Genomic DNA, 21,536 nt, shown 5'->3' with positions numbered 1-21,536 from the left:
TCCCCGCCATGAAGTCGGTTAACGGCTGGAAAGTATATCGCTGGCAATTGTTGTTGGCAGGTTGCCGGCATAAAAAAGCCATGGTTGCGCCAGTTTTCAATGCGTGCGTTCCGCAGCATTGCAGAGTGCCGGCAGCAGGGTGTGGGAAATGGCCTGCCGCACTTCCGGGTGCAGTGTGGCGCTTCCGGCCAACAGCTGTTCCACCAGGTGGCGCAGCTCCCTCGCCCGCTGCGCATCAAGGCCCCGTACCGCCTGTTCACAGGCCTCCGCCGGGCTGGTCTGCGAAGGTATTTCGAGGCCGACGGCGTTCAGGTGCTCACGAAAGGCTTCTGCGTCAATATAGGGAGCGGCTGGCATTGTGCAGGATTCCCGGGAACGATTTCGATGCTGAAAAGATAGTTCCGTGTGTACGCCTGCGCGAATCTCCGACAGGCGTTGCGGGTGGCTGTCGGAAGACATCTGTCGAGCCCTCTTTGCCGCTGGCCACCCGCTGCGTATTTCCATTATCGTAGCGGCTCCGTTGATATGCCCCTGGAAGTCATGATGTTGGAAGAAACCCTCGAGCAAATGGAGCAACTCATTGGCGATCTGCTCGCGCAGAACCAGCAGTTGCTGGCCAGTCAGACCGAGTTGACCGAAGCCCTGGCGCAGATCAAGGAAGAAAACGACACCCTGCAGCTGCAGGTGCTGGAAATGGAAGAAAAGCAGGGTGCCGTGGTTGCGCGTCTGCAGACCATGCTGCAGCGGGCCGGCAAGCTGACCAGTGTCGGTCAGGCCACCGGCGTTGGTAGTGTCATCGCCAGCGCATGAACAGCGATAACGCAGTCTCGGTTCTGAGCTTCTTCGGCCGCGACTATGCTCTCAAGGCTCCGAGCGGGAAGCAGAAGCTTCTCGAGGAATCGGCTGCGTTGTTGCGCGCACATATTGCGGACATTCAGCAGAAGCGCCCGGCCATGCGCTCGGACGAGTTGCTGCTGCTGGCGGCGCTAAGCGTCTGCTCCGCTCATCTGGAAATGCAGGAACAGCATCGGCAGCAGCTGGAATCGGTGGAGCAGCGGCTCATGGCCACCCGAGACCGGATCCAGCTGCAACTGGATCTGGCTGCCGGCTGACCGGCGCGCGAAACTGGCAGTCGCGCGATATCGGTCGATAATCGGCTGGGCCCAGCCTTCTTCCCCATGAGGATTCTTTGATGAAGCACCCAGCTCTTGCGAGCCTGGCGATGGTCGTGGCGCTGTCCGGCTGCGCCAACTCCGGCGTGACCATGAACGACGCCGTACAGGTGGCCTCGGCCATCAATACCGCGACACCCAATGCAGGCACCTCCGCCACCCGGACCACCATCACCGAACTGCTCAATGTGTTCGCCGCCACTCCGGTTTCCGGTCAGCAGGCACTGGGCGGCACTGCCGCGCTGCTCGGTCTGGCGCAGAGTCAGCTGGGTGGCAACCAGTATGCCCAGCTTGCCCAGCAGGTGCCGGGCCTACAGCAGATCACCGGCAGTAACGCGGTCAGCCAGCTGAACGCGCTGGGCATGCTGAGCGGCAAGAGCAATCAGCAGTCGTTGCTCAGCACTGCGCTGGGCAACACCGGCAGCCCTGCAGGGGTCAACCAGGCGTTCTCCGCGCTGGGCATGGACACCAGCATGGTGGGGGTCTTTTCCCAGCTGCTGCTGCAGTATTTCGGCAGTGAGGGGGTCAGTACGCCGCTCCTGCAGAGCCTGGCCAGTGTCTGGGGCGTTCAGCGCTGAAGCGTGCGAAAACAAAAAAACCGGCCACTGGACCGGTTTTTTCATTGAAGCTGGAGCGGGCGATGGGAATCGAACCCACGTCATGAGCTTGGGAAGCTCAGGTAATGGCCATTATACGACGCCCGCAAAGGCGGCCTTTTTACCAGAAGGCCGGGCAAAAAAGAAGCCCGCCGGTGCCCGGTTTGCAACCATTCGCTGATCGGACGAGTCCACACAGTGATCTCACCACCACCGCGAGGGATCTGTCATGCGCCTGCCGATCATGCCCCTGCTGGGCTCCACTCTTGTGCTGTCCGCCTGTGCCGGCCAGCCCTCCTCAGCGACTGCGGAGCAGGCGCTCAACCGCTATGGCGCCAAGGCTCAATTCCAGCATTTCCGGCCGCTGCAGCCGGACTTTCGCGACGCGCCGGCCGGTGAATACCATCTGGTCCAGGCCCGCCGTTACGAAGGGCGCGGACAGGTGAGCCACTACCGCTGGCGGCGCGAGCCCCTGGAGTGAGCGGGACTGGCAAGCGCGCCGGTCGGTGCGGGCTATTGGCATTGTGCTGCGTCTGGCTGCCAGCCTGGGGCTGGGACGTGGCCGAGATCGGCCGGCGCGCCGAAGTCCTGTACGGCCCGCAAGCCGAGGGCAGTCAGCGCCTGGGAGCCTGGTGGCGGCTGCTGGCTGAACAGCGTGACCGTGACGTCGAGGAACAGCTGCGCGCCGTCAACGGCTTCTTCAATGACACCCTGCGTTTCGATGACGACCGTCGTATCTGGCAGCGCATCGATTACTGGGCTACGCCGGTCGAGTCGCTGTACCAGGGCGCGGCCGATTGCGAGGACTACGCCCTGGCCAAGTACGTCAGCCTGCGCCAGCTCGGCGTACCCATGGAGCGCCTGCGCCTGACCTATGTGAAAGCCTCCGGGCAGGCACACATGGTGTTGGCCTACTACGCTGAACCCGACGCAGACCCCTGGGTGCTGGACAACCGGGTCACCGCTGTCCTGCCCGCCAGCCAGCGGAGCGACCTGCAACCCGTCTACGCCTTCAACGGCGAAGGGCTGTGGTATGCGGATCGCCTGGTGGGCGATAGCCAGGGTTTGTCGCGCTGGCAGGAGGTGCTGCACCGAATGCGGCGCGAGGGGTTCCCGTCCCTGGTTCAGCGCTAGGGCTCGCATGCCGCGCTGGGCGCACAACGGAATTGGTCCAGGAGAAAGGGATGTCACTCTTCAAGCAACGACTGCTGGCCATCGGCCTGTTCCTGATCGTGGCCTATACGGGCAATTTACTGATCAGCCTGGAAAGTTCGCGCGAGCAGCAGGTGGCCCAGCTGCGTTCCCATGCCCAGAATGCTGCGACGGCGCTTGGCCTGTCGCTGGGCAACCATGTGGACGACCCGCAAATGACCGAGCTGCTGGTCAGCGCCATTTTCGACAGCGGCTACTTCGAGCACATCCGCGTGGTCGATCCCGTCGGCGAGCAGGTGCTGGCGACGCGGGAGGCGATTGGCGAGCAGGCATTGGTCCCTGCCTGGTTCGCACGTCTGATCGATCTGCCGGTAGTCCAGGCCGAGGCGCTGGTCAGCCGGGGCTGGCAACAGGCGGCGCGGGTGCAGGTCGCCAGCACACCGCGCTTCGCGCTGGCCACGCTCTGGCATGCGGCGCTGGGTAGCCTGTTCTGGCTGGCGCTGTGCGGCGTGATCAGCGCATTGCTTGGCGGCTGGCTGCTGCGCTATCAGTTGCGCCCGCTGGACGCCCTGGTCGACCAGGCCGAAGCGCTCGAGCGTCGCGAATTCGTCAGCCAGCCGAAGCTGCCGGCCAGCCCTGAGCTGCGCCGTGTGGTCAGCGCCATGAACCACATGGTCGCGCGGCTGCGTGGGCAGTTCGAAGAGCACGCCCGTAACGTCGAGGCGTTGCGTGACGAGGCCTATGTAGACCCGCTCACCGGTCTGGCCAACCGCCGCAGTTTCGAGATGCGCCTGAGGGCCCGGCTGGCCGACGAAGAGGCGGTACGCCATGGCTTTCTCGCCGTGCTGCGCATCCGCGACCTGGCCGGACTCAACCAGCGCCTTGGTGGCGAGCCGGTGGACCGTCTGATCTGTCATCTGGCCAGCCTGCTGCGCGAACGCTGCGCCGAGCTGCTCCAGCCGGCGTTGCTGGCGCGGATACGCGGTGGCGAGTTCGCCCTGTTGCTGCCGGGGCTGCTGGCCGATGAGGCCGAGACGCTGGCCGAGCGCCTACAGTCCGATCTGGACGACCTGCGTGCCACGACACGCGAAGGGCCGCTGGCGTACCTGGGCCTCGTGCCATTCGGCGCCGGAGATGACATGCAGGCCCTGATGCGCCTGGCCGACGAGGCGCTCGCGGCCATCGACGGATTGGCCAGTGCCCAGTGGCATCGGTTGCAGCGCAGCGATCTGGACGACACCCTGGAGGAGCGACACCTGTGGCAGGCACGTCTGGAGCAAGCGCTGGAACAGCGGCGTTTCCTGCTGCACTTCCAGCCAGTGGTGGAGGCCCGCGATCCGGACAATCTGCTGCATTACAAGGTGGTGGCGCGCCTGCCCGATGCCCAGGGCCGTTGCCTGCCGGCCGGGCGCTTCCTGCCGTGGCTGGAGCGCTTCGGTTGGATGGCGCGCTTCGACCGGGTGATGTTGTTGCTGGTGCTGGAGCAGATGGGCAGTCACCGCCTGCCGCTGTCGCTGAGCCTGTCGGCCGCCAGTCTGGAGTCGGCCCAGGCCCAGGCAGATCTGCTGGCGCTGTTGCGTAGGCACACTGCGCTGAGCTCGCGCCTGACCCTCGAACTGGCCGGCAACCGGCCGTTGCCGGCGGCGCAGCTGGAGTCGCTGGCCCACAGCCTGCGGCGCCTGGGCTTCGCCCTCAGCCTGCAGCATTTCGGTGGACGTTTCGGTGTGCTGGGCAGCCTCTCGCGCCTCGGGCTGGCCTGGCTGAAGGTGGATGGGGGCTACATCCAGCATATCGACCGCGAGGAAGACAAACGCCGCTTCCTCGCCGCGCTGCAGCAGACCGCCCGCAGCATCGACCTGCCGCTCATCGCCGAGTGGGTGGAAACACCGGAGGAGCTGCAGGTGCTGCGCGTGCTGGGCTTCCAGGGGGGCATGGGCCGGTTGTTCGGCGAACCGGCACCCTGGAACGCGTTGCCCACCGGCGTGCCGGTGCCCGATCAGGCGTGATCCACCCGGATTAGCGGATCGGCGCCGGCGATCAGGCTGTCCAGGTTGCGGCCTGCCACGTCCACGCCCTCCAGGCGAATCTGCAGATCAGCCTGGCCCCCGGCGTTTAACTGGCCGGTCGAGCTGACCAGCAACACGGCATCGCCGCCATCGGCGAACAGCTTCAGGTAGTTGTCGAGGTTGCCGGCATGCTCACCTTGCAGCAGGTCGCGCAGGTCCAGGCGATCCCCTTCCTGGGCGTTGAAGTCATGGATGCGGTCCCGGTCGGGCGCTCCGGCACTGCCAGCATCACCTTGGCGCCAGACGAACAGGTCCGCGCCGGTTCCACCGAACAGCTGATCGCTGCCGGCGCCGCCGCGCAGGATGTCGTTGCCACCCTGGCCATACAGCACGTCATTTCCCTCGCCGCCGTCCAGCAGATCGTGCCCGCCCCGCGTATCCCCCGCCAGATGCAGTTCGCCGTGGTGCTGCTTGATGTAGTCGTACAGTTGCGCGGCGGTGGGTGGCGTGCCCTGGCGCAGGCTGAGGAACGCCTCGAGGGCCGCCAGCCCGGAGCCATCCGGCAGGTGGTCCGGCCGCTGTGGATTGCCGTCGACGCCCCAGGGCAGGCGGTCGGTGTTGATGACATCGCCGAACAGGATGTCGTTGCCGGCACCGCCACTGATCCAATCGTTGCCGACCGCCACCGGCTCACTCACCGGCCGACCAGGTTGCAGAGCCGCCTGCAGGTCCTCGGCACGCTCGATAATCGTGGCTTCGCCCGCCGGGCCGCTGACCCAGCGGGGAATACCATCGGAATCGGCCAGCCACATGCCGCGCTCGCCGGTGGCTTGGCTGTTGTCGAAATAGGCGAGTTGCCCAGCGCTGACCCCCTGGCCCATGCCGATGGCATGCACGGTGCTGATGGCCGCCAGCGGCGCGAAGGCATCGATGGTGTGCTGCAGCGTCTCCGCGCTGACCGAGGGCCCGCCGCCCGCCAGGTTGCCGGTGTAGGGGGCGTAGTACTGGGTCGGGTTGCCGTCGGTCAACAGGTAGGTGAAGTTCTCGTGGCCCTGTGTTGGCTGCTGGGCGAACCAGGCCGTGGCAGCCTCGAACCCTGCCTGGTAGTTGGTGCCGGCACTGTAGTCGAAATGTTCGGGCCCGAGGCTTGCCAGATCTGCCAGCCACTGGTCGAGGCTGGCGTCGTCCAGTCCGGCGAGGCTGAGCTGCAGGGTGACATGGGAGGCGAAGCCGATCACTGCGAGGTTGATCACCCCGTCGTGTCCGGTGAGCTGCGGTGCCAGGTTGAACAGGGCTTCGCGGACCAGTTCGATGCGTGATGCGCCGGCGTCGCCGCTGGGGGCAGCCATGCTGCCCGAAGTATCGATGAGCAGGACGATGTTGTAGTTCTGGCCAGGTTGCAAGGTGGTCTGGGTGCCGCCGCTGTCGCCGAGCAGGATGTCGTTGCCGGCGCCGCCGGGTACCTCGTTGTCGCAGTTCGGGTTCTCGGGGATCGTCAGCGTGCCTTGCGTGAGGGTGAAGCGCTGGGTATCGGAGGTGTCGGCATCGGGCAGGCCGCCGTTGTCGCGGACGCGGAAGTCGAAGCTTGCCTGGCCGTCGGCGCCGGGCAGGTAGTGCAGCCGTCCGGCAGCGATGTCGGCGAAATCGATGGCCTGGCCGGCGCTGACCGGCTGGCCGTTCAGCAGCAGGCTGCCGCAGGCGGGCAGGCTGTCGATGATCAGTTGCAGCGGCTCGTGCTGCTGGCCATTGGCTGCGTCTCGCGCGTCGTTGAAGGGGAAATCCTCCGGACTGAACCGGTAGGCCTGGCCGAGATCCAGGCTGACCTGCACGTCGGCCGAGGCCGGCGCGTCGTTGGCGGGCAGGATGTCGATGCGCAGGCTCGATTCGACGATCTGCCCGCCGCTTTCGGCCCGGTAGTGGATCTCCGGGAGGCTGCCATTCCAGTCCGGCGCCGGGATGAAGGTGTAGTGGCCATCGGCATGCAGCACCAGACTGCCCTGGCCGGGCAGCTCGACGCGGCTGCCGGCGGCATGGATCTGGTCGCCGATGCGGAAGTCCAGCAGGCGCAGGGCGGAGCCGGCCTCGAACAGGCTGCCCTGCAGCGCGCGGTCCTCGAGACCCTGCTGGTGCGTCGGGGCCGGCGCGCCTGGCCCCTCGTCAGCGCCTGGGGCCCGGGGCTGACGACTCTCCTCGATGCCGTCCAACCGCCGCGCCAGGGTCAGGTCATCGACGGCAAAGCCACCACTGACCTCCACTTCGCCGCCCACGGTATCGAGGATCACAAAGCTGCGCCGCCCGCCGGCGGCCTTGCCGGGCTCGTCCGGCGTGGCAGGGCCGCCGGCGGGTGGCTCGAACATCAGGGTCGGATCGACGCCCGCCAGCATGGGGTAGTGGATCTCGCGCATCTGCTGCACCGCCTCGCCGACATGGTCGGGGTTGCGCGGGCCGCGCGGCTGGATCCACTGGCTGTCGCGGCCGAGGTCGAGCATCCGGCCATCCGTCAGGGCCAGGGTGATCATGTCCTCGCTGGACAGGCTGATGATCTGCTCCCCTTCGTAGACCCGGGCGCCCTTGCCGAGCAGGCGGCGCAAGCCGTCGGGCGAGCGCGCGTAAACCTGACCGATCACGGTATGGACGATGGCGTAGGTGGGGGCCATGGGAATCTCTCCTTGATTCGGTGACGGACCTGTCGGTAGCGCTACAGGCCTGGGCGTGAACTGCCGCTCCTCACTTATAGTCGAGACCGGTAGGTTGTGTGCCGCTTCCTTGACATTCCGCCGGACCCTTGTCTATGCCTTTGTGCATCTGTGCAGCGCTCTGCCTGTGGCCCGCTTGGGCGCTGGCAGCGCGTCAGGCGAACGGATCGCCGCCGCACGGCATGCAAGGCCTACTCGTGAACAAGGATGTCCCACCATGCGCAAGTCTCTTCTCGTCGTCCTCCCCTGTGCCCTGGGGCTTGCCGCGCCAGCCCAGGCGCAGAGCCTGCCGCAGGCGGTGCAGCAGGCTCTGGAGGTCCATCCGGAAGTACGCGCCGGGGTGAACGGCCGCCTGGCCGCCGACTACGAGCTCAAGGCCGCCCGCGGCGGTTACTGGCCAAGGGTCGACCTGTTCGCGGGCTATGGCCGCGAGGGAACCGACGAACCCGCCACCCGGCGGGGCGATGACGACCACTGGACCAGCCTGACCCGTAGCGAATCCAGCCTGCGCATCCAGCAGTTGCTGTTCGATGGCTTCGCGACCGCCAACGAGGTGCAGCGCCGCAAGGCCGGGGTCGACTCGCAGGCGCATGCCCTGCAGGCGACCGCCGAGCGCACCGCGCTGGAAGTGGTCGAGGCCTATCTGGACGTGCTGCGCCGCGAAGAACTGGTGCGCATCGCCAATGACAACCTGCGCGCCCACCAGCGCGTCTACGACCAGATCCGCCTGCGCAGCGAGCGAGGCGTGGGCAGTGCCTCCGACCGCGACCAGGCCGACGCGCGCCTGGCCCAGGCGCGCAACAACCTGACCACCGAGCGCACCAACCTGGCCGATGCGCAGGTGAATTTTTTCAGTCGGGTCGGCCGTCATCCGGAAGACCTGTCCCTGCCGCCGGGGCTACCCGGCCATCTGCCGGCCAGCCTGGAGCAGGCGCGTCTGCGCATGATCGACAACAACCCGCTGCTACGCGCGGCCGATGCGGACATCCGCGCCGCCGAAAGCCAGTACGAGGCGGCCCGCGCCGGCTTCTATCCACGCATGGACGTCGAGCTGTCGCACAGCGCCGACAACAACCTGGATGGCCAGCGGGGTCACGTGAACGAATGGCAGGCCATGTTGCGCATGCGCTACAACCTGCTGGCCGGTGGCAGTGACCGGGCTCAGCTGGAGGCGCGCTCCTACCAGGTCGCCCAGGCCTGGGACGTGCGCATCAACACCCTGCGTCTGTTGAGCGAGGACCTGGGCCTGGCCTGGAACGCCCTGCGCAATGCCCGCGAGCAGAAGGCCGTGGCCTTCGATTACGTGCAGTACAGCGAGCGGGTCAAGGAGGCCTACCAGAAGCAGTTCAGCCTCGGTGACCGCACGCTGCTCGATCTGCTCGACAACGAGAACGAACTGTTCGCCGCCCAGCGTCGATTGGTGGACCTCACCTATACGGAGCTGTACAGCCATTACCGCATCAAGGCGGCCGAAGGTGAACTGCTGCAGAGCCTCGGGGTGGTGCCACCCATGGAGGCTGTGGCGCTCAGCTCGCCCGCACCGCGGCGGGACGACCTGCTGCCCAGCCTGAACTGACGGCGCGGCGCCGGTGGGCATACAGGTCGCGCACGCGGGCGTAGGTGCGCCGCTGCACGAAACGGACGATCCGCTGCTCGATGGCCTGCTGCTGCTTTGCCAGCTGTGGGACCGGGCGATCAGTCGAGGCCAGCTGCTCAGCGGGTTGCCGTTGCCGGCGCAACGGTTGACCGCCGAATTGCTACCCCGTGCGGCGGCCCGCGCAGGGTTGCAGGGGCGCTGGCTGAACCGCTCGCTGGGCGGCATCTCGGACGTGGCGCTGCCGGCGCTGCTGTTGCTGGACAATGGCGGTACTGCGGTGCTGCTGGAGCTGGGTGAGTGCCGGGCGCGAATCCTGGCCAGCGAAAGCGCCGGGGGCGAGGTCAGTATCGATCGTGCCGAACTGGAGGTCCGGTACAGTGGTCGGGTGTTCTTTGCCCAGCCCCGGCACGCCTTCGACTTGCGCCCGGAATCACTGATTCCGCGCACCCATGCCTGGTTCCGCGATACCTTGCTGCACTCGCGCTGGCTATACGCCGACGCCGTGGTCGCCAGCCTGCTGATCAACCTGATCGGCCTGTTCGCGCCCCTGTTCGTGATGAATGTCTACGACCGGGTGGTGCCCAACCAGGCGCTGTCTACGCTCTGGGTGCTGGCCATCGGCATCGTCGGTGCCTATGGCTTCGAATTGCTGCTCAGGAGTCTGCGCGGCCTGAGTCTGGACCTGGCGGGCAAGAAGACCGATCTGATCGTTTCGGCCACCCTGTTCGAACGCATTCTCGGCATGCCGTTGAGCCTGCGTCCGGCGCGGGTCGGCAGTTTCGCGCAGAACATCCATGACTTTCAGGGCCTGCGCGACTTTCTCTCCTCGCTGACCCTCACCAGCCTGATCGACCTGCCGTTCTGCCTGCTGGTGCTGCTGGCCATCGCCTGGCTGGGCGGTCCGCTGGTCTGGGTGCCGCTGCTGGCCTTCCCGCTGGCACTGGGTCTGGGCTGGCTGCTGCAGGCGCCACTCAGGAAGAGCCTCGAGCGCAGCATGGCACTGGCCGCCGAGCGCCAGTCGACGCTGATCGAGACCCTTGGCGGGCTGGATGCCCTGAAGGTCAACAACGCTCAGGGCGAGCGTCAGCATCATTGGGAACAGACCATCGGCACCCTGGGGCGTCTGGAATTGCGCACCCGCCAGCTCTCCAGCCTGGTGCTGCACCTGGGGCAGGCGGTGCAGCAGTTGAGCGGCGTGGTGCTGATTGTCTGGGGCGTACACCTGATCATCGGCGGTAGCTTGAGCATGGGCAGCCTGATCGCCTGCTACATGCTCAATGGCCGTGCGCTGGCGCCGCTTGGGCAGTTGTCCGGATTGCTGACCCGCTACCAGCAGGCGCGGCTGACCAAACGCAACGTCGACCAGATGATGGCGCTGCCCCAGGAGCGCCCGGGCGGCGAGCGTGCGCTGGAGCCGCACCGGCTCAAGGGCGAGATCGAGTGTCGACAGCTGAGTTTTCGCTATCCGGGTCAGCCGGAAGCGGCGCTGCGCGATCTCAACCTGCGCATCGCCCCCGGTGAGCGCGTCGCGGTTCTCGGGCGCAGTGGATCGGGAAAGAGTTCGCTGGCCCGCCTGCTGGTCGGCCTGTATGAGGCCGAAAGCGGCGGTTTGCTGCTCGACGGCCTGGACATCCGCCAGTTGGACATCGCCGAGGTGCGCCGGCAGATCGGCTATGTGCCCCAGGATATCCAGCTGTTCAGCGGCACGCTGCGCGACAACCTGGTGGCCGGCGCCCGCCAGGTCAGCGACGAGCGCATCCTGCAGGTGGCCGAGCTGGCCGGTGTACAGGCCTTCGCCCAGTTGCACCCGCAGGGCTACGGGATGCCGGTGGGCGAGCGCGGACAGCAGCTGTCCGGCGGCCAGCGCCAGCAGGTGGCGCTGGCGCGGGCTCTGCTGCTGGACCCGGCGCTGCTGGTGCTCGACGAGCCGACCAGTGCCATGGATGCCGGCGGCGAGGAGCGCCTGATCCAGCGCCTGCGTCCGGCTTTGGTGGGCAAGACGCTGCTGCTGGTCACCCACCGGACCTCGCTGCTGGCCCTGGTGGACCGGGTGCTGGTGCTGGAACGCGGCCGTCTGCTGGCCGATGGGCCGCGCGAGGCGGTGCTCGCCGCGTTGCGCGAGGGACGCCTGTATGGCGGCTGATGCCTACGGGCTGATGCCCGACGTGCGCCAGGCGCAGGACGAGGATCTGCCTCGCATGGTGCGGCTGACCCTCTGGTCCCTGCTGGGCTTCTTCGTGTTTGCCGGGCTCTGGGCGCACTTCGCGGTGGTGGATGAGGTCACGCGCGCCGATGGCAAGGCAATTCCCTCGTCGCGCCTGCAGAAGATCCAGAACCTGGAGGGTGGCATCGTCGCCGAGCTGTTCGTGCGGGAAGGGCAACTGGTGGAGGCGGGGGCGCCCCTGGTGCGGCTCGACGACACCCGTTTTGCCTCCAGCATGGGCGAGACCGAGGCGGACCGGCATGCCCTGCTGCTGCGCATCGAGCGTCTGGAGGCGGAAGTGCAGGACCGTGAGCCGGTGTTTCCCGCCGCACTCGAACAGGCGGTGCCGATCCTGGCGCGCAGCGAACTGGCGTTGCACGCCGGGCGCCGGCGCCAACTGCGCGAGGAGATCGCGGGTCTGGAAGCCCAGCTGGAGCAGCGCCAGCAGGAACTGCGCGACTACATGGCCCGCCGCGGGCAATACAGCGCCAGCCTGGCGCTGCAGGCCGAGGAGATCCGCATGTCCGAGCCCCTGGTAGCCGAGGGGGCGATTTCGCAGGTGGAAGTCCTGCGGCTACGCCGGGCCGAACTGGAGACCCGTGGACAGCTGGAGGCCACCCGTCTGGCCATCCCGCGCGCCGAGGCGGCGATCCGCGAGGTGGAGCGCAAGGTCGACGAGACCCGGGCACGCTTTCGCAACGAGGCGCTGGGCCGCCTCAACGAGGCACGCGCCGAACTCAACAAGCTCGCCGCCACCGGCCGGGGTCTGGAAGACCGCTTGCGGCGCACGCTGGTCACCTCGCCGGTACGCGGCATCGTCAAGCGCCTGCAGGTCAACACCATCGGCGGCGTCATCCAGCCGGGCAGCGACCTGGTGGAAATCGTGCCGCTGGACGACCACCTGTTGATCGAGGCGCGCATCCGCCCGCAGGACATCGCCTTCCTGCATCCCGGCCAGGCGGCGATGGTGCGCTTTACCGCCTACGACTACACCCTGTACGGCGGACTGCCGGCGCACCTGGTGCAGATTGGCGCGGACACCGTCAGCGACGAGGAGGGCAACAGCTTCTACCTGGTGCAGCTGCGTACCGAACGCAGCCACCTGGGCAGCGAGGAGGAACCTCTGCTGATCATCCCGGGCATGATCGCCTCGGTGGATATCGTCACCGGGCGCAAGAGCATTCTCAGCTACCTGCTCAAGCCGATCATCCGTGCGCGCAGCGAGGCGTTTCGCGAGCGTTGATGAGCATTCCCGGGGCACGTCGTTCTCGGTCACCGCCGCGCCTGGACCCGCCCTCCACCGGACTCATGCCTGATCGATGAACAGCTTCTGCACCGCCGAGAAATCCTGCCCGCCCAGGCCCTGCTGCAACAGCAGGCGGTAGAGGTTCAACGCCAGGCTGCCCATGGGAATCGCGGAACCGGCCTGCAGGGCGGTTTCCTGGGCGAGGCCCAGGTCCTTGGCCATCAGGCCGGCCATGAAGCCCGGCTGGTAGCCGTGCGAGGCGGGGCTGTTGGCGTGAACGCCGGGCCAGGGGTTGTAGCGTTCCAGCACCCAGTTGCCGCCCGAGCTCTGGCGCATGATCTCCGCCAGCACGCTCGCGTCCAGGCCGCAGCGGGTGCCCAGCGCCATGGCTTCGGCGGTGCCGATCATCTGCACTGCGAGCAGCAGGTTGTTGCACAGCTTGGCCAGTTGCCCGGCACCGTCAGCGCCGGCGTGAAACAGGTGGTGGCCCATGGCTAGGAACAGCGGCCGAGCCCTTTCCAGGGTCTGCGCGGCCCCGCCGATCATGAAGGTCAGGCTGCCGGCAGCAGCCCCGGCGGTGCCGCCGGACACTGGTGCGTCGAGCATGGCCACGCCGTGGGCGGCGGCGGCCCGGTGAACGCGGCGGGCCGCCGACGGGGCAATGGTCGAACATTCCAGCACCAGGCAGTCGGCGGGCAGCGCGGCCAGCAGGCCTTCTTCGCCCAGGTACAGCTCCTCCACCTGGCGCCCGGCTGGCAGCATGCTGATCACCGCATCCACACTGCTGGCGGCATCGCGGGCCGAGGTAGCTGCCCGCGCGCCTTCGCTGGCCAGTTGAGCCACCGTTGCCTGTACCAGGTCGAATCCGCTCAGGGTGTGACCGGCCTTGAGCAGGTTGCGGGCCATGGGCAGGCCCATGTTGCCGAGTCCGATAAAGGCGATACGGGCCATGGCGGCTCCTCCGTACGGGGGCTGTTGAGGTTTCGGCACCTATAGATCGGCCAACGGATGCGCGCCCTCCCATGTCGGCTGGAAATGCGCCGCGACCACGCTGGCCGGCACCTGGTCCACCTCCGGCCAGTGCCACTGCGGATGGTTGTCGCGGTCGATCAGGCGGGCGCGCACCCCTTCGGCAAATTCGGGGTGGCGGCAGCAGTTCAGGCTCAGCGTGTATTCCAGGCGGAACACCTCGGCCAGCGACAGGTGGCGGGCACGGTGCAGCTGCTCCCAGATCAGGTGCGCGGTCAGCGGGCAGCCGCCGCTGAGGGTCTGGCCGGCGCGGCTGAGCAACGGATCGGCATCGTCGCGCAGGCTGCTCAGCGCCTGCCAGGCGGCGGGCAGGTCGGCGACGTCGAGCAGTGCATCAAGGCGCGCGCGCAACGGTAGCCATTGGGGTTCGGGCAGCCGGGGAATAGCCTCCAGCTCCAGTGCCTTGAGCAGGCTGAGCAACTGGCGCTCCGGCTGGCGTTGCCAGTTCAGCTGCATCAGGCCGGCCAGCAGGGCATCCTGCTGACTGTCCAGGAGCACACGGTCGGCCAGGCCCAGTTGCAGCGCGTCATGGGCGTTGAGCTGGGCGCCGCTGAGCGCCAGGAACAGTCCGAAGCGCCCCGGCAGCCGGGGCAGGAACCAGCCGGCGCCGACGTCCGGGTACAGGCCGATGGAAATTTCCGGCATCGACAGCCGCGAGCCGGGTGTGACGATGCGCACCGCCGCGCCTTGCAGCAGGCCCATGCCGCCACCCATCACGTAGCCGTGGCCCCAGCACAGCAATGGCTTGGGGTAGGTGTGCAGCCGATAGTCGAGGCGGTATTCGTCGGCGAAGAAGCGCGCCGCCAACGGCGGTACCTCTCCCGGGTGCTGGCGACAGGCCTCCACCAGCTGGCGCACGTCGCCGCCAGCGCAGAAGGCCTTTTCGCCCGCGCCGCGCAGCACCACGCAGGCGATCTCCGGGTCGTCGGCCCAGGTGCCCAGGCGCGCGTGCAGGACTTCGATCATCGGCAGGCTGAGCGCGTTGAGGCTCTGCTCCGCGGCGAGGGTCGCCACGCCGATACGCTGGCCGTGCAGGCCGGAGTGCTCGGCGAATTGCACGTTCATGTGTTGCGCCAGCGCGGGTCGCGCTTTTCCAGGAAGGCGTTGACGCCTTCGCGGGTGTCGTCGGCGTCGAACAGGTCGACGAAGCGTTCGCGCTCGGCACTCAGCCAGCTGTTCGGCGCCCGCTCGCGGGCGCCCTGGATCAGCGGCTTGATGGTGCGCACCGCCACCGGGCTCTGGCGCGCCACCCGTGCGGCCAGCATCAGTGCGGTGCCGCGTGCCTCGCCACTGTCCACCAGTTCCTCGATCAGGCCGATGCGCAGCGCGGTCTGCGCATCGATGCGTTCGCCGCACAGGATCATGCGCTTGGCCCAGCCTTCGCCGACCAGCCAGGGCAGCGCCTGGGTGCCCCCGGCGCAGGGCAGCAGGCCCACCGTGGCTTCCGGCAGGGCCAGCTGCGCCTGGCGCTCGGCGATGCGGATGTCGCAGGCCAGCGCGCACTCCAGGCCGCCGCCCATGGCGTAGCCGTTGATGGCGGCGATGGACACGCCGCGGAAATCGCGCAGCGCCTCGAAGGCCTCGCCGAACAGCCGGGCCATGTCCCGCGCTCGGGCCTTGTCGCCGTCGGCGAACAGCTTGAGGTCGGCGCCGGCGCTGAAGAAGCGCTCGCCCTGGCCGGTGATCACCAGCGCATAGATGTCATCGTCGCGGTTCAGGTGCTCGATCAGCAGCTTTAGGCCGATCAGCGAGTCGCGGTCCCAGGTGTTGGCGGGCGGGTGGCTGATGGTGATCAGCGCGGTGTGGCCGATCTTTTCCACGGTGAGCTTGTGGGTCAGCTCCAGGGGGATGGACTGGTAGGGTTCGACGGCGTGGGTCATGCAGGTCCTCCGGTCGGGCCGGTCTACAGCGGGTTCGAATGGCCCCTCGCAGGGCAGCCGGTGCGCCCGGCGCCCGGGGGCGTAGTCGTTGAGATAACCATAGTCGCCGTGCGGCCCGGAGAGTCGATCGGCAGCGGTTGCCCGCCAGCCGGCGGGAGCATCCCGGCGAGCTACAGGAGCTTGTCCGGCTGGCCGGCCGCGCGGCGCTCGGCCTGCCACTCGCTCAGGCTGGGCGCGCCCTGTTCGCCGTCCAGATGGTGGACGACCTCGAAGAAGTCCTGGTGCAGCGGATCCTTGAGCACCTCGGCGCGCGGTTTGACCTTGACCACATAGGTGCGTTGCACGTTCTGGTGGTCGAAGGCCCGCCATTCCTGCTCACCCTTGAGCAGCCGGTAGCGGTGGCCCTCCAGGGCCTTGATCACCGCCTCGCTCTTCAGGCTGCGGGCGCGCTCCACGGCGTCGCTCCACTGGTGGACGATGCCATAGGCGTGGGCGGCGGAGCTGGTCGGGTAGACCTGGTAGCGCTCGACATAGGCCTTCACGAAGGCGCGGCCACGCTCGCTGTCCTCCATGTCCGGTACCCGCCAGGTCCAGGGCGTGGTGCCGAGCACGCCTTCCATGATGGAGGGACCGGCCTGTTCGACCATATGCCCGGTGATGTTCGGCACCACCACCTGCATGCGCGAGGTCAGGCCTGTCTCGTGAGCGATGCGCATGGCGCGCACCAGGTCCTCGCCGAAAAGCACCAGGGCCAGTACCTGGGCATCGCTCTTGCCGGCCAGGGTCAGGGCATCGCGGTATTGGCTCAGGCGTGCGCCGGGAAAGGGTAGGCGCACGCTGGGATGGCGGGCCTGGTCTTCGCTGCCGGTCGCCGTGCGCAGCGACGCCTCGCTGGTCAGCCCCCAGGTGTAATCGGAAGTCACGTAGAAGTAGCGCTTGTTCGGCAGATGCTGGGCCAGGTACTGGCCCAGGGCACGGGCGCTCATGGTGGCGTTGTTGCTCTCCCGGAACAGGTAGCGATGGCCGTCCTTGCCGGTAGTGTCGTTGGAGTAGCCGAGGGTGCCGAAGTAGATCAGGCCGTGCTCGCGGGCGCGCTTGCCGGCGGCGATCGCCACGGCACTGGACGCCCCGCCGAACAGCATGGCGGCGCCTTCCGCGGCCAACTGGTCGACGTTACCCACGGCCTTGTCGACCTGCGAGGCGCTGTCCAGGGTGGACAGCCGCAACGGCCGGCCCAGCACGCCGCCGCGGGCATTGATCTCATCCAGGGCCAGCAGGGCGCCGCGCATCTGCGACAGACCTTCTTCCTTGTAACTGCCGCTGCGCGGGTAGTTGAGGCCAAGGGTGATGGGATCGGCGGCCTGCACGCCGGTGGCGAGACCAACCCAGAGCGCCAGCGTGGCAGTCAGGCGTTTCATGCGTAACCTCTCGATCTGTATGGAAATTGGAACGTTTGTACGCAAACCTGCCGATGGACGGCATCGGCTTTTGGTCTATAAGGGTGCGCGTTTTGTGTGACAGCTCTCACGTGTCGCGAGCAAGGTCGCGGGCTGGCGTGGCCAGAGTGGGGCCGATTGCCGCGGGTGCGCCTTGACTTGCCGGGGGGGCTTCTCTAGCGTGCCGGCCGGACGAACGAGGGGGGTATTCATGAGCGACAACCAGCGCATCAGGCTGGAGCCCGGCTGGAAGGCGGCGCTGAACGAGGAGTTCGCGCAGCCCTACATGCGCGAGCTGGGCGAGTTTCTGCGTAGCGAGAAGGCCAACGGCAAGGAGATCTACCCGCCCGGGCCGCTGATCTTCAATGCCCTGGATTCCACGCCGCTGGACCAGGTGAAGGTGGTGATCATTGGCCAGGACCCCTATCACGGCCCCGGACAGGCCCACGGGTTGTGCTTCTCGGTGCAGCCCGGGGTGCCGGCGCCGCCGTCGCTGCAGAACATCTTCAAGGAACTCAAGCGCGACCTGAACCTGCCGATTCCCGGCCACGGCTGCCTGCAGCACTGGGCCGAGCAGGGCGTGTTGCTGCTCAACACCTCGCTGACCGTCGAGCGCGGCCAGGCGGGTTCCCATGCCAACGCCGGCTGGCAGCGCTTCACCGATCGCATCATCCAGGTGGTCAGCGAGCGCCGCCCGCACCTGGTGTTCCTGCTCTGGGGCGCCCACGCGCAGAGCAAGGAACGGCTGATCGATCCGACCAAGCACCTGATCCTGCGCTCGCCGCACCCGTCGCCGCTGTCGGCCCATCGCGGCTTCATCGGCAACGGGCACTTCAGCCGCGCCAACCGCTACCTGGAACAGCATGACATGGCGCCGATCGACTGGCGGCTGCCGGAATTGGCCGAGGGGTAGGGCAGCGGGAAGCGTAGGGTGGTCAATGCCTGGCATTGGCCACCGTCCCGCCGGCACGGCGGGCAGCGACTGTCGGATACTCACGCGAGCACCGAACGCATCGCCAGGCGCGCCGTACCGGCGCGCTGGTGGCCAAGAAAACACCTTGACCACCCCACGTCTACGTCACGATTCGGCGGCGATCAGCCGCGCGCTGCGCGGATCAGCTGCTTCATCTCCTTCACCGCGTCCTTGAAGCCGACGAACAGCGCGTGGGCGACGATGGCGTGGCCGATGTTCAGTTCGTGGATGCCGTCGATGGCGGCCACCGCCTCGACGTTGTGGTAGTGCAGGCCGTGCCCGGCGTTGACGATCAGCCCCTCGGCGCGGCCCAGGCGCACGCCTTCCCGGATGCGTTCAAGCTCCCGGGCCTGGGTCGCGGCATCGGGGGCATCGGCGTAACGACCGGTGTGCAGTTCGACGGTCGGGGCACCGACGCGGCGTGCGGCGCGGATCTGACTTTCCTCGGCGTCGATGAACAGCGACACCTCGCAGCCCAGCGCGCTCAGGCGCTGTACGGCGGCGCGGATGCGTTCTTCCTGGCCGGCCACGTCCAGGCCGCCCTCGGTGGTCAGCTCCTGGCGGGTCTCCGGCACCAGGCAGACATGCTCCGGGCGCACCCGCTCGGCGAAGGCCAGCATCGCCTCGGTGACGCCCATCTCGAAGTTCATGCGCGTCTGCAGGCACTCCTTGAGCAGCAGCACGTCGCGCTCCTGGATATGCCGGCGGTCTTCGCGCAGGTGCACGGTGATGCCGTCGGCGCCGGCTTCCTCGGCATCCAGTGCGGCCTTCACCGGGTCGGGATAGCGGGTGCCGCGCGCCTGGCGCAGGGTGGCGACGTGGTCGATGTTGACGCCCAGCAGAATGGGATCAGGCACGGGGTGGCTCCTTGAGATTCATGAACAGCTCGCGGCTGACCAGGGGTCGGCCGCCCAGGTGGGGGGCCAGCGCCTGACGCATCAGGCGCTTGGCGGTGGCAAGGGTAGTGGGCTGTTCCCAGTCGGCGTCGGCCAGGGCGCGCAGATCGCGGCCCAGGAACAGCCCGGGTTGCAGGTGATCGACCGCTTCCAGGCCGGACTCGGGCAACAGGCGGTACCAGACTTCCGCCACCAGCGGCTGGCCCTGGACATCATGGTCAAGGGCGAAGCCGTAGCCCAGCTCGTCGAGCAGTCGCCATTCAAAGGTGCGCAGCAAGGGCTGCAGCGGGCGCCCGGTGGCCAGCGCCTGCAGGGTCAGCGCGTAGTGCTCGAACAGCGCCGGATGCGGGTCGTGGGCCGGCAGCAGGCGGATCAGCAGTTCGTTGAGGTACAGGCCGCTGAACAGCACGTCGCCATGCAGCAGATTCGGGATGCCGTTGGGCTCCAGGCGGGCGACGGTCTTCAGCTCGCCCTTGCCGCGCAGCTCTATCTCCAGCGGCAGGAACGGCCGGGCCTGGCTGCCGGACTTGCCGCGCGCGCTGCGCAGCACCGCGCGCAGGCGCCCCTCGGGGGTGAACAGGTCCACCAGCGCGCTGGTTTCCTTGTAGGGGCGGCTGTGCAGCACGAACGCCGACTGCGGCGCGCCGGCCTGGCTCATGGGGATCTACAGGTCGAGGTAGCCGAGCGAGCGCAGGGCGCGTTCGTCGTCGGACCAGCCGCCCTTCACCTTGACCCACAGGTTGAGCATCACCTTGGAGTCGAACAGGGTTTCCATGTCGCGGCGGGCGTCTTGGCCGATGCGCTTGATGCGCTCGCCCTTGTCGCCGATGAGGATCTTCTTCTGGCCTTCGCGCTCCACCAGGATCAGTGCGTGGATATGCAGGATGCGACCCTCCTGCTTGAACTCCTCGACCTCCACGGTGATCTGGTAGGGCAGTTCGGCACCCAGCTGGCGCATGATCTTCTCGCGCACCAGTTCGGCGGCCAGGAAGCGACTGGAGCGGTCGGTGATCTGGTCTTCCGGGAAGAAGTGCTCGTTCTCCGGCAGGCGCTCGTTGACCAGGTTTTCCAGGGTGTCGAGGTTCTGGGCATGCAGCGCGGAGATCGGCACGATCTCGGCGTTGGGCAACTGCTCGGCCAGCCACTGCAGGTGCGGCAGCAGCTCGGCCTTGTCTTCCAGCTGGTCGGCCTTGTTGACCGCGACGATCAGCGGGCACTTCACGCCGCGGATCTTCTCCAGTACCAGCTCGTCCTCGTCGGTCCAGCGGGTCCGGTCGACCACGAACACCACCACGTCGACATCGCGCAGGGCGCTGCTGGCGCTGCGGTTCATGTAGCGGTTGAGGGCCTTCTCGTTGTTCTTGTGCAGGCCGGGGGTGTCCACGTAGATGGCCTGCACCGCGCCTTCGGTCTTGATGCCCAGCATGTTGTGCCGGGTGGTCTGCGGCTTGCGCGAGGTGATGGCCAGCTTCTGGCCGAGGATATGGTTGAGCAGCGTGGACTTGCCCACGTTCGGGCGGCCGACGATGGCCACGTAGCCGCAGCGGCTGATGTCATTCATGTGTGTTCTCCACGCCCAGGGCCACCAGGGCGGCCGCGGCGGATACCTGTTCGGCGATGCGGCGGCTGGCGCCCTGGCCGCAGGTCTTTTCATTGAGCAGGCTGACCCGGCATTCCACGTAGAAGGTGCGGCAATGCGGATCGCCCTGGATGTCCACCACCTCGTACTGCGGCAGCTCGCAGCCACGGGATTGCAGGAATTCCTGCAGGCGGGTCTTGGGATCCTTGTTGGTGTCCACCAGGGTCAGGCTTTCCAGCTCGTTGGCCAGCCACGCCAGCACACGCTCGCGGGCCTGCTCCATGCCGCTGTCCAGGTAGATGGCGCCGATCAGGGCTTCCAGCGCGTCGGCAAGGATCGACTCGCGGCGGTAGCCGCCGCTCTTCAGTTCCCCCGAACCCAGGCGCAGGTAATCGCCCAGGCTGAAGCCGCGGGCCAGCACGGCCAGCGTCTCGCCCTTGACCAGGCGGGCGCGCAAACGCGACAGCTGGCCTTCGCGGGCCTGCGGGAAGCGCTCGAACAGCGCTTCGCCGGCCACGAAGTTGAGGATGGCATCGCCGAGGAATTCCAGGCGTTCGTTGTTGCGCCCGGCAAAGCTGCGATGGGTGAGGGCCAGGAGCATCAGCTCCTGGTTCTGGAAGGTGTATCCGAGCTGGCGCTCAAGGCGGTTGAGTGGGGGGTTCACTGGACTCTTACGCGGAATTCTTTATCGAAACGAACCACCAGATCGAGATTCTTGATCAGGGGTTCACGCTTTTCGTACTGCAGTCGTGCGTGGAAATACTGGTTTTCCACTTTCACCGTCAAGGCCTTGCGCAGGTCCAGGTCACGAATGCTGTTGACCTGCATGCCCTTGCCGACATGGGTGTAGAAATCGCCAACGCTGCGGATATCGGCCGCCTTGTCGGTTTCGACCGAGGCGATGATCTTCTCCAGCGACAGGTAGTCGAGGTAGTGGGGGATGACCCTGAAGGCGGTGCTGGCGAAGAAGGCCACCACCGCCAATGCCATCAGCCAGCCCAGCAACGACAGGCCTTTCTGGGTGTGCGGGAACGTCATGATCAACCTCGGATGCGGATTCAGAGGCTGCCAAGCC

Annotated in this window: 21 protein-coding genes and 1 tRNA gene; 10 read left to right on the top strand and 12 right to left on the bottom strand. The window is 67.3% G+C overall.

Annotated elements, in window-relative coordinates:
• Nucleotides 1-96: 96 nt before the first annotated feature.
• On the bottom strand, nt 97-459 hold the full coding sequence (locus PT85_RS08655) for a hypothetical protein (protein ID WP_407681083.1): 363 nt from the start codon (nt 457-459) through the stop codon (nt 97-99).
• Between the two features lie 66 nt (nt 460-525).
• Here PT85_RS08655 and PT85_RS08650 point away from each other — a divergent pair, with 66 nt between their 5' ends.
• The 3 genes from PT85_RS08650 (at nt 526) to PT85_RS08640 (ending at nt 1,750) form a co-directional block, all read left to right on the top strand.
• Nucleotides 526-810 carry a hypothetical protein gene (locus tag PT85_RS08650; protein WP_234702686.1) on the top strand — a complete coding sequence of 95 codons (285 nt, stop codon included), beginning with the start codon at nt 526-528 and terminating at the stop codon, nt 808-810.
• Nucleotides 807-1,112: a cell division protein ZapA gene (locus tag PT85_RS08645; protein WP_027590780.1), complete on the top strand. Its 306-nt coding sequence runs from the start codon at nt 807-809 to the stop codon at nt 1,110-1,112. The genes PT85_RS08650 and PT85_RS08645 overlap by 4 nt, the downstream gene beginning before the upstream one ends.
• Before the next feature lie 80 nt (nt 1,113-1,192).
• Nucleotides 1,193-1,750: a DUF2780 domain-containing protein gene (locus PT85_RS08640; protein ID WP_027590781.1), complete on the top strand. Its 558-nt coding sequence runs from the start codon at nt 1,193-1,195 to the stop codon at nt 1,748-1,750.
• Between the two features lie 51 nt (nt 1,751-1,801).
• On the opposite strand, the gene PT85_RS08635 is transcribed toward PT85_RS08640, so the two are convergent.
• Nucleotides 1,802-1,876 (bottom strand) — tRNA-Gly (locus tag PT85_RS08635).
• A 121-nt stretch (nt 1,877-1,997) separates the two neighbouring features.
• On the opposite strand from PT85_RS08635, the gene PT85_RS08630 reads away from it, so the two are divergent.
• Genes PT85_RS08630 through PT85_RS08620 form a run of 3 tightly spaced genes read left to right on the top strand, consistent with a single transcriptional unit; the run spans nt 1,998 to nt 4,926 of the window.
• The gene (locus PT85_RS08630; protein WP_039606453.1) at nt 1,998-2,249 is read left to right on the top strand and encodes a hypothetical protein; all 252 of its coding nucleotides are present in this window, start codon (nt 1,998-2,000) and stop codon (nt 2,247-2,249) included.
• A gap of 35 nt (nt 2,250-2,284) precedes the next feature.
• Nucleotides 2,285-2,902, top strand: a complete 618-nt coding sequence (locus PT85_RS08625) for a transglutaminase-like cysteine peptidase (protein ID WP_052237644.1) — start codon at nt 2,285-2,287, stop codon at nt 2,900-2,902.
• A gap of 50 nt (nt 2,903-2,952) precedes the next feature.
• The gene (locus PT85_RS08620; protein ID WP_039606451.1) at nt 2,953-4,926 is read left to right on the top strand and encodes a bifunctional diguanylate cyclase/phosphodiesterase; all 1,974 of its coding nucleotides are present in this window, start codon (nt 2,953-2,955) and stop codon (nt 4,924-4,926) included.
• On the opposite strand, the gene PT85_RS08615 is transcribed toward PT85_RS08620, so the two are convergent.
• Nucleotides 4,917-7,583 (bottom strand): retention module-containing protein, encoded by a 2,667-nt coding sequence (locus PT85_RS08615; protein WP_039606450.1) that lies wholly within the window; start codon nt 7,581-7,583, stop codon nt 4,917-4,919. The two genes, PT85_RS08620 and PT85_RS08615, sit on opposite strands and share 10 nt — an antisense overlap.
• 256 nt (nt 7,584-7,839) lie before the next feature.
• Here PT85_RS08615 and PT85_RS08610 point away from each other — a divergent pair, with 256 nt between their 5' ends.
• Genes PT85_RS08610 through PT85_RS08600 form a run of 3 tightly spaced genes read left to right on the top strand, consistent with a single transcriptional unit; the run spans nt 7,840 to nt 12,665 of the window.
• Nucleotides 7,840-9,198 carry a TolC family outer membrane protein gene (locus PT85_RS08610; RefSeq protein ID WP_039606449.1) on the top strand — a complete coding sequence of 453 codons (1,359 nt, stop codon included), beginning with the start codon at nt 7,840-7,842 and terminating at the stop codon, nt 9,196-9,198.
• Nucleotides 9,199-9,211: 13 nt separating this feature from the next.
• Nucleotides 9,212-11,362, top strand: a complete 2,151-nt coding sequence (locus tag PT85_RS08605) for a type I secretion system permease/ATPase (protein ID WP_052237643.1) — start codon at nt 9,212-9,214, stop codon at nt 11,360-11,362.
• Nucleotides 11,352-12,665 (top strand): HlyD family type I secretion periplasmic adaptor subunit, encoded by a 1,314-nt coding sequence (locus tag PT85_RS08600; RefSeq protein ID WP_039606448.1) that lies wholly within the window; start codon nt 11,352-11,354, stop codon nt 12,663-12,665. Before PT85_RS08605 ends, PT85_RS08600 begins: the two co-directional genes overlap by 11 nt.
• A gap of 63 nt (nt 12,666-12,728) precedes the next feature.
• On the opposite strand, the gene mmsB is transcribed toward PT85_RS08600, so the two are convergent.
• The 4 genes from mmsB to PT85_RS08580 all read right to left on the bottom strand — a co-directional run bounded on the left by mmsB (nt 12,729) and on the right by PT85_RS08580 (nt 16,995).
• The gene (mmsB, locus tag PT85_RS08595; protein WP_039606447.1) at nt 12,729-13,619 is read right to left on the bottom strand and encodes a 3-hydroxyisobutyrate dehydrogenase; all 891 of its coding nucleotides are present in this window, start codon (nt 13,617-13,619) and stop codon (nt 12,729-12,731) included.
• Between the two features lie 39 nt (nt 13,620-13,658).
• Nucleotides 13,659-14,762, bottom strand: a complete 1,104-nt coding sequence (locus PT85_RS08590; protein ID WP_039606446.1) for an enoyl-CoA hydratase/isomerase family protein — start codon at nt 14,760-14,762, stop codon at nt 13,659-13,661.
• On the bottom strand, nt 14,759-15,577 hold the full coding sequence (locus tag PT85_RS08585; protein ID WP_027589460.1) for an enoyl-CoA hydratase: 819 nt from the start codon (nt 15,575-15,577) through the stop codon (nt 14,759-14,761). Before PT85_RS08585 ends, PT85_RS08590 begins: the two co-directional genes overlap by 4 nt.
• Before the next feature lie 170 nt (nt 15,578-15,747).
• Entirely contained in the window at nt 15,748-16,995 is a 1,248-nt protein-coding gene (locus PT85_RS08580) for an ABC transporter substrate-binding protein (RefSeq protein WP_039606445.1), read from the bottom strand.
• A gap of 229 nt (nt 16,996-17,224) precedes the next feature.
• On the opposite strand from PT85_RS08580, the gene ung reads away from it, so the two are divergent.
• Nucleotides 17,225-17,926: a uracil-DNA glycosylase gene (ung, locus tag PT85_RS08575; protein ID WP_039606444.1), complete on the top strand. Its 702-nt coding sequence runs from the start codon at nt 17,225-17,227 to the stop codon at nt 17,924-17,926.
• A 182-nt stretch (nt 17,927-18,108) separates the two neighbouring features.
• On the opposite strand, the gene pdxJ is transcribed toward ung, so the two are convergent.
• Genes pdxJ through PT85_RS08550 form a run of 5 tightly spaced genes read right to left on the bottom strand, consistent with a single transcriptional unit; the run spans nt 18,109 to nt 21,499 of the window.
• On the bottom strand, nt 18,109-18,843 hold the full coding sequence (gene pdxJ, locus PT85_RS08570) for a pyridoxine 5'-phosphate synthase (RefSeq protein ID WP_037008499.1): 735 nt from the start codon (nt 18,841-18,843) through the stop codon (nt 18,109-18,111).
• Entirely contained in the window at nt 18,836-19,540 is a 705-nt protein-coding gene (recO, locus tag PT85_RS08565; protein ID WP_039606443.1) for a DNA repair protein RecO, read from the bottom strand. Before recO ends, pdxJ begins: the two co-directional genes overlap by 8 nt.
• A gap of 6 nt (nt 19,541-19,546) precedes the next feature.
• On the bottom strand, nt 19,547-20,443 hold the full coding sequence (gene era, locus PT85_RS08560) for a GTPase Era (RefSeq protein ID WP_039560698.1): 897 nt from the start codon (nt 20,441-20,443) through the stop codon (nt 19,547-19,549).
• The gene (gene rnc / locus PT85_RS08555) at nt 20,436-21,125 is read right to left on the bottom strand and encodes a ribonuclease III (protein ID WP_027589466.1); all 690 of its coding nucleotides are present in this window, start codon (nt 21,123-21,125) and stop codon (nt 20,436-20,438) included. The genes era and rnc overlap by 8 nt, the downstream gene beginning before the upstream one ends.
• On the bottom strand, nt 21,122-21,499 hold the full coding sequence (locus PT85_RS08550) for a DUF4845 domain-containing protein (protein WP_027589467.1): 378 nt from the start codon (nt 21,497-21,499) through the stop codon (nt 21,122-21,124). The genes rnc and PT85_RS08550 overlap by 4 nt, the downstream gene beginning before the upstream one ends.
• Nucleotides 21,500-21,536 lie beyond the last annotated feature (37 nt).

The sequence above is a fragment of the Pseudomonas flexibilis genome (assembly GCF_000806415.1).
In the GTDB taxonomy this organism is placed as follows: Bacteria; Pseudomonadota; Gammaproteobacteria; order Pseudomonadales; family Pseudomonadaceae; genus Serpens; species Serpens flexibilis.
Note: the sequence above shows the minus strand (reverse complement) of the source record. Positions and strands in the feature narration are given on the sequence as shown.

Coding starts and splice junctions, on each gene's coding strand:
- PT85_RS08655 (WP_407681083.1), bottom strand. CDS start 459: ATGTCTTCCGACAGCCACCCGCAACGCCTGTCGGAGATTCGCGCAGGC.
- PT85_RS08650 (WP_234702686.1), top strand. CDS start 526: ATGCCCCTGGAAGTCATGATGTTGGAAGAAACCCTCGAGCAAATGGAG.
- PT85_RS08645 (WP_027590780.1), top strand. CDS start 807: ATGAACAGCGATAACGCAGTCTCGGTTCTGAGCTTCTTCGGCCGCGAC.
- PT85_RS08640 (WP_027590781.1), top strand. CDS start 1,193: ATGAAGCACCCAGCTCTTGCGAGCCTGGCGATGGTCGTGGCGCTGTCC.
- PT85_RS08630 (WP_039606453.1), top strand. CDS start 1,998: ATGCGCCTGCCGATCATGCCCCTGCTGGGCTCCACTCTTGTGCTGTCC.
- PT85_RS08620 (WP_039606451.1), top strand. CDS start 2,953: ATGTCACTCTTCAAGCAACGACTGCTGGCCATCGGCCTGTTCCTGATC.
- PT85_RS08615 (WP_039606450.1), bottom strand. CDS start 7,583: ATGGCCCCCACCTACGCCATCGTCCATACCGTGATCGGTCAGGTTTAC.
- PT85_RS08610 (WP_039606449.1), top strand. CDS start 7,840: ATGCGCAAGTCTCTTCTCGTCGTCCTCCCCTGTGCCCTGGGGCTTGCC.
- PT85_RS08600 (WP_039606448.1), top strand. CDS start 11,352: ATGGCGGCTGATGCCTACGGGCTGATGCCCGACGTGCGCCAGGCGCAG.
- mmsB (WP_039606447.1), bottom strand. CDS start 13,619: ATGGCCCGTATCGCCTTTATCGGACTCGGCAACATGGGCCTGCCCATG.
- PT85_RS08590 (WP_039606446.1), bottom strand. CDS start 14,762: ATGAACGTGCAATTCGCCGAGCACTCCGGCCTGCACGGCCAGCGTATC.
- PT85_RS08585 (WP_027589460.1), bottom strand. CDS start 15,577: ATGACCCACGCCGTCGAACCCTACCAGTCCATCCCCCTGGAGCTGACC.
- PT85_RS08580 (WP_039606445.1), bottom strand. CDS start 16,995: ATGAAACGCCTGACTGCCACGCTGGCGCTCTGGGTTGGTCTCGCCACC.
- ung (WP_039606444.1), top strand. CDS start 17,225: ATGAGCGACAACCAGCGCATCAGGCTGGAGCCCGGCTGGAAGGCGGCG.
- recO (WP_039606443.1), bottom strand. CDS start 19,540: ATGAGCCAGGCCGGCGCGCCGCAGTCGGCGTTCGTGCTGCACAGCCGC.
- era (WP_039560698.1), bottom strand. CDS start 20,443: ATGAATGACATCAGCCGCTGCGGCTACGTGGCCATCGTCGGCCGCCCG.
- PT85_RS08550 (WP_027589467.1), bottom strand. CDS start 21,499: ATGACGTTCCCGCACACCCAGAAAGGCCTGTCGTTGCTGGGCTGGCTG.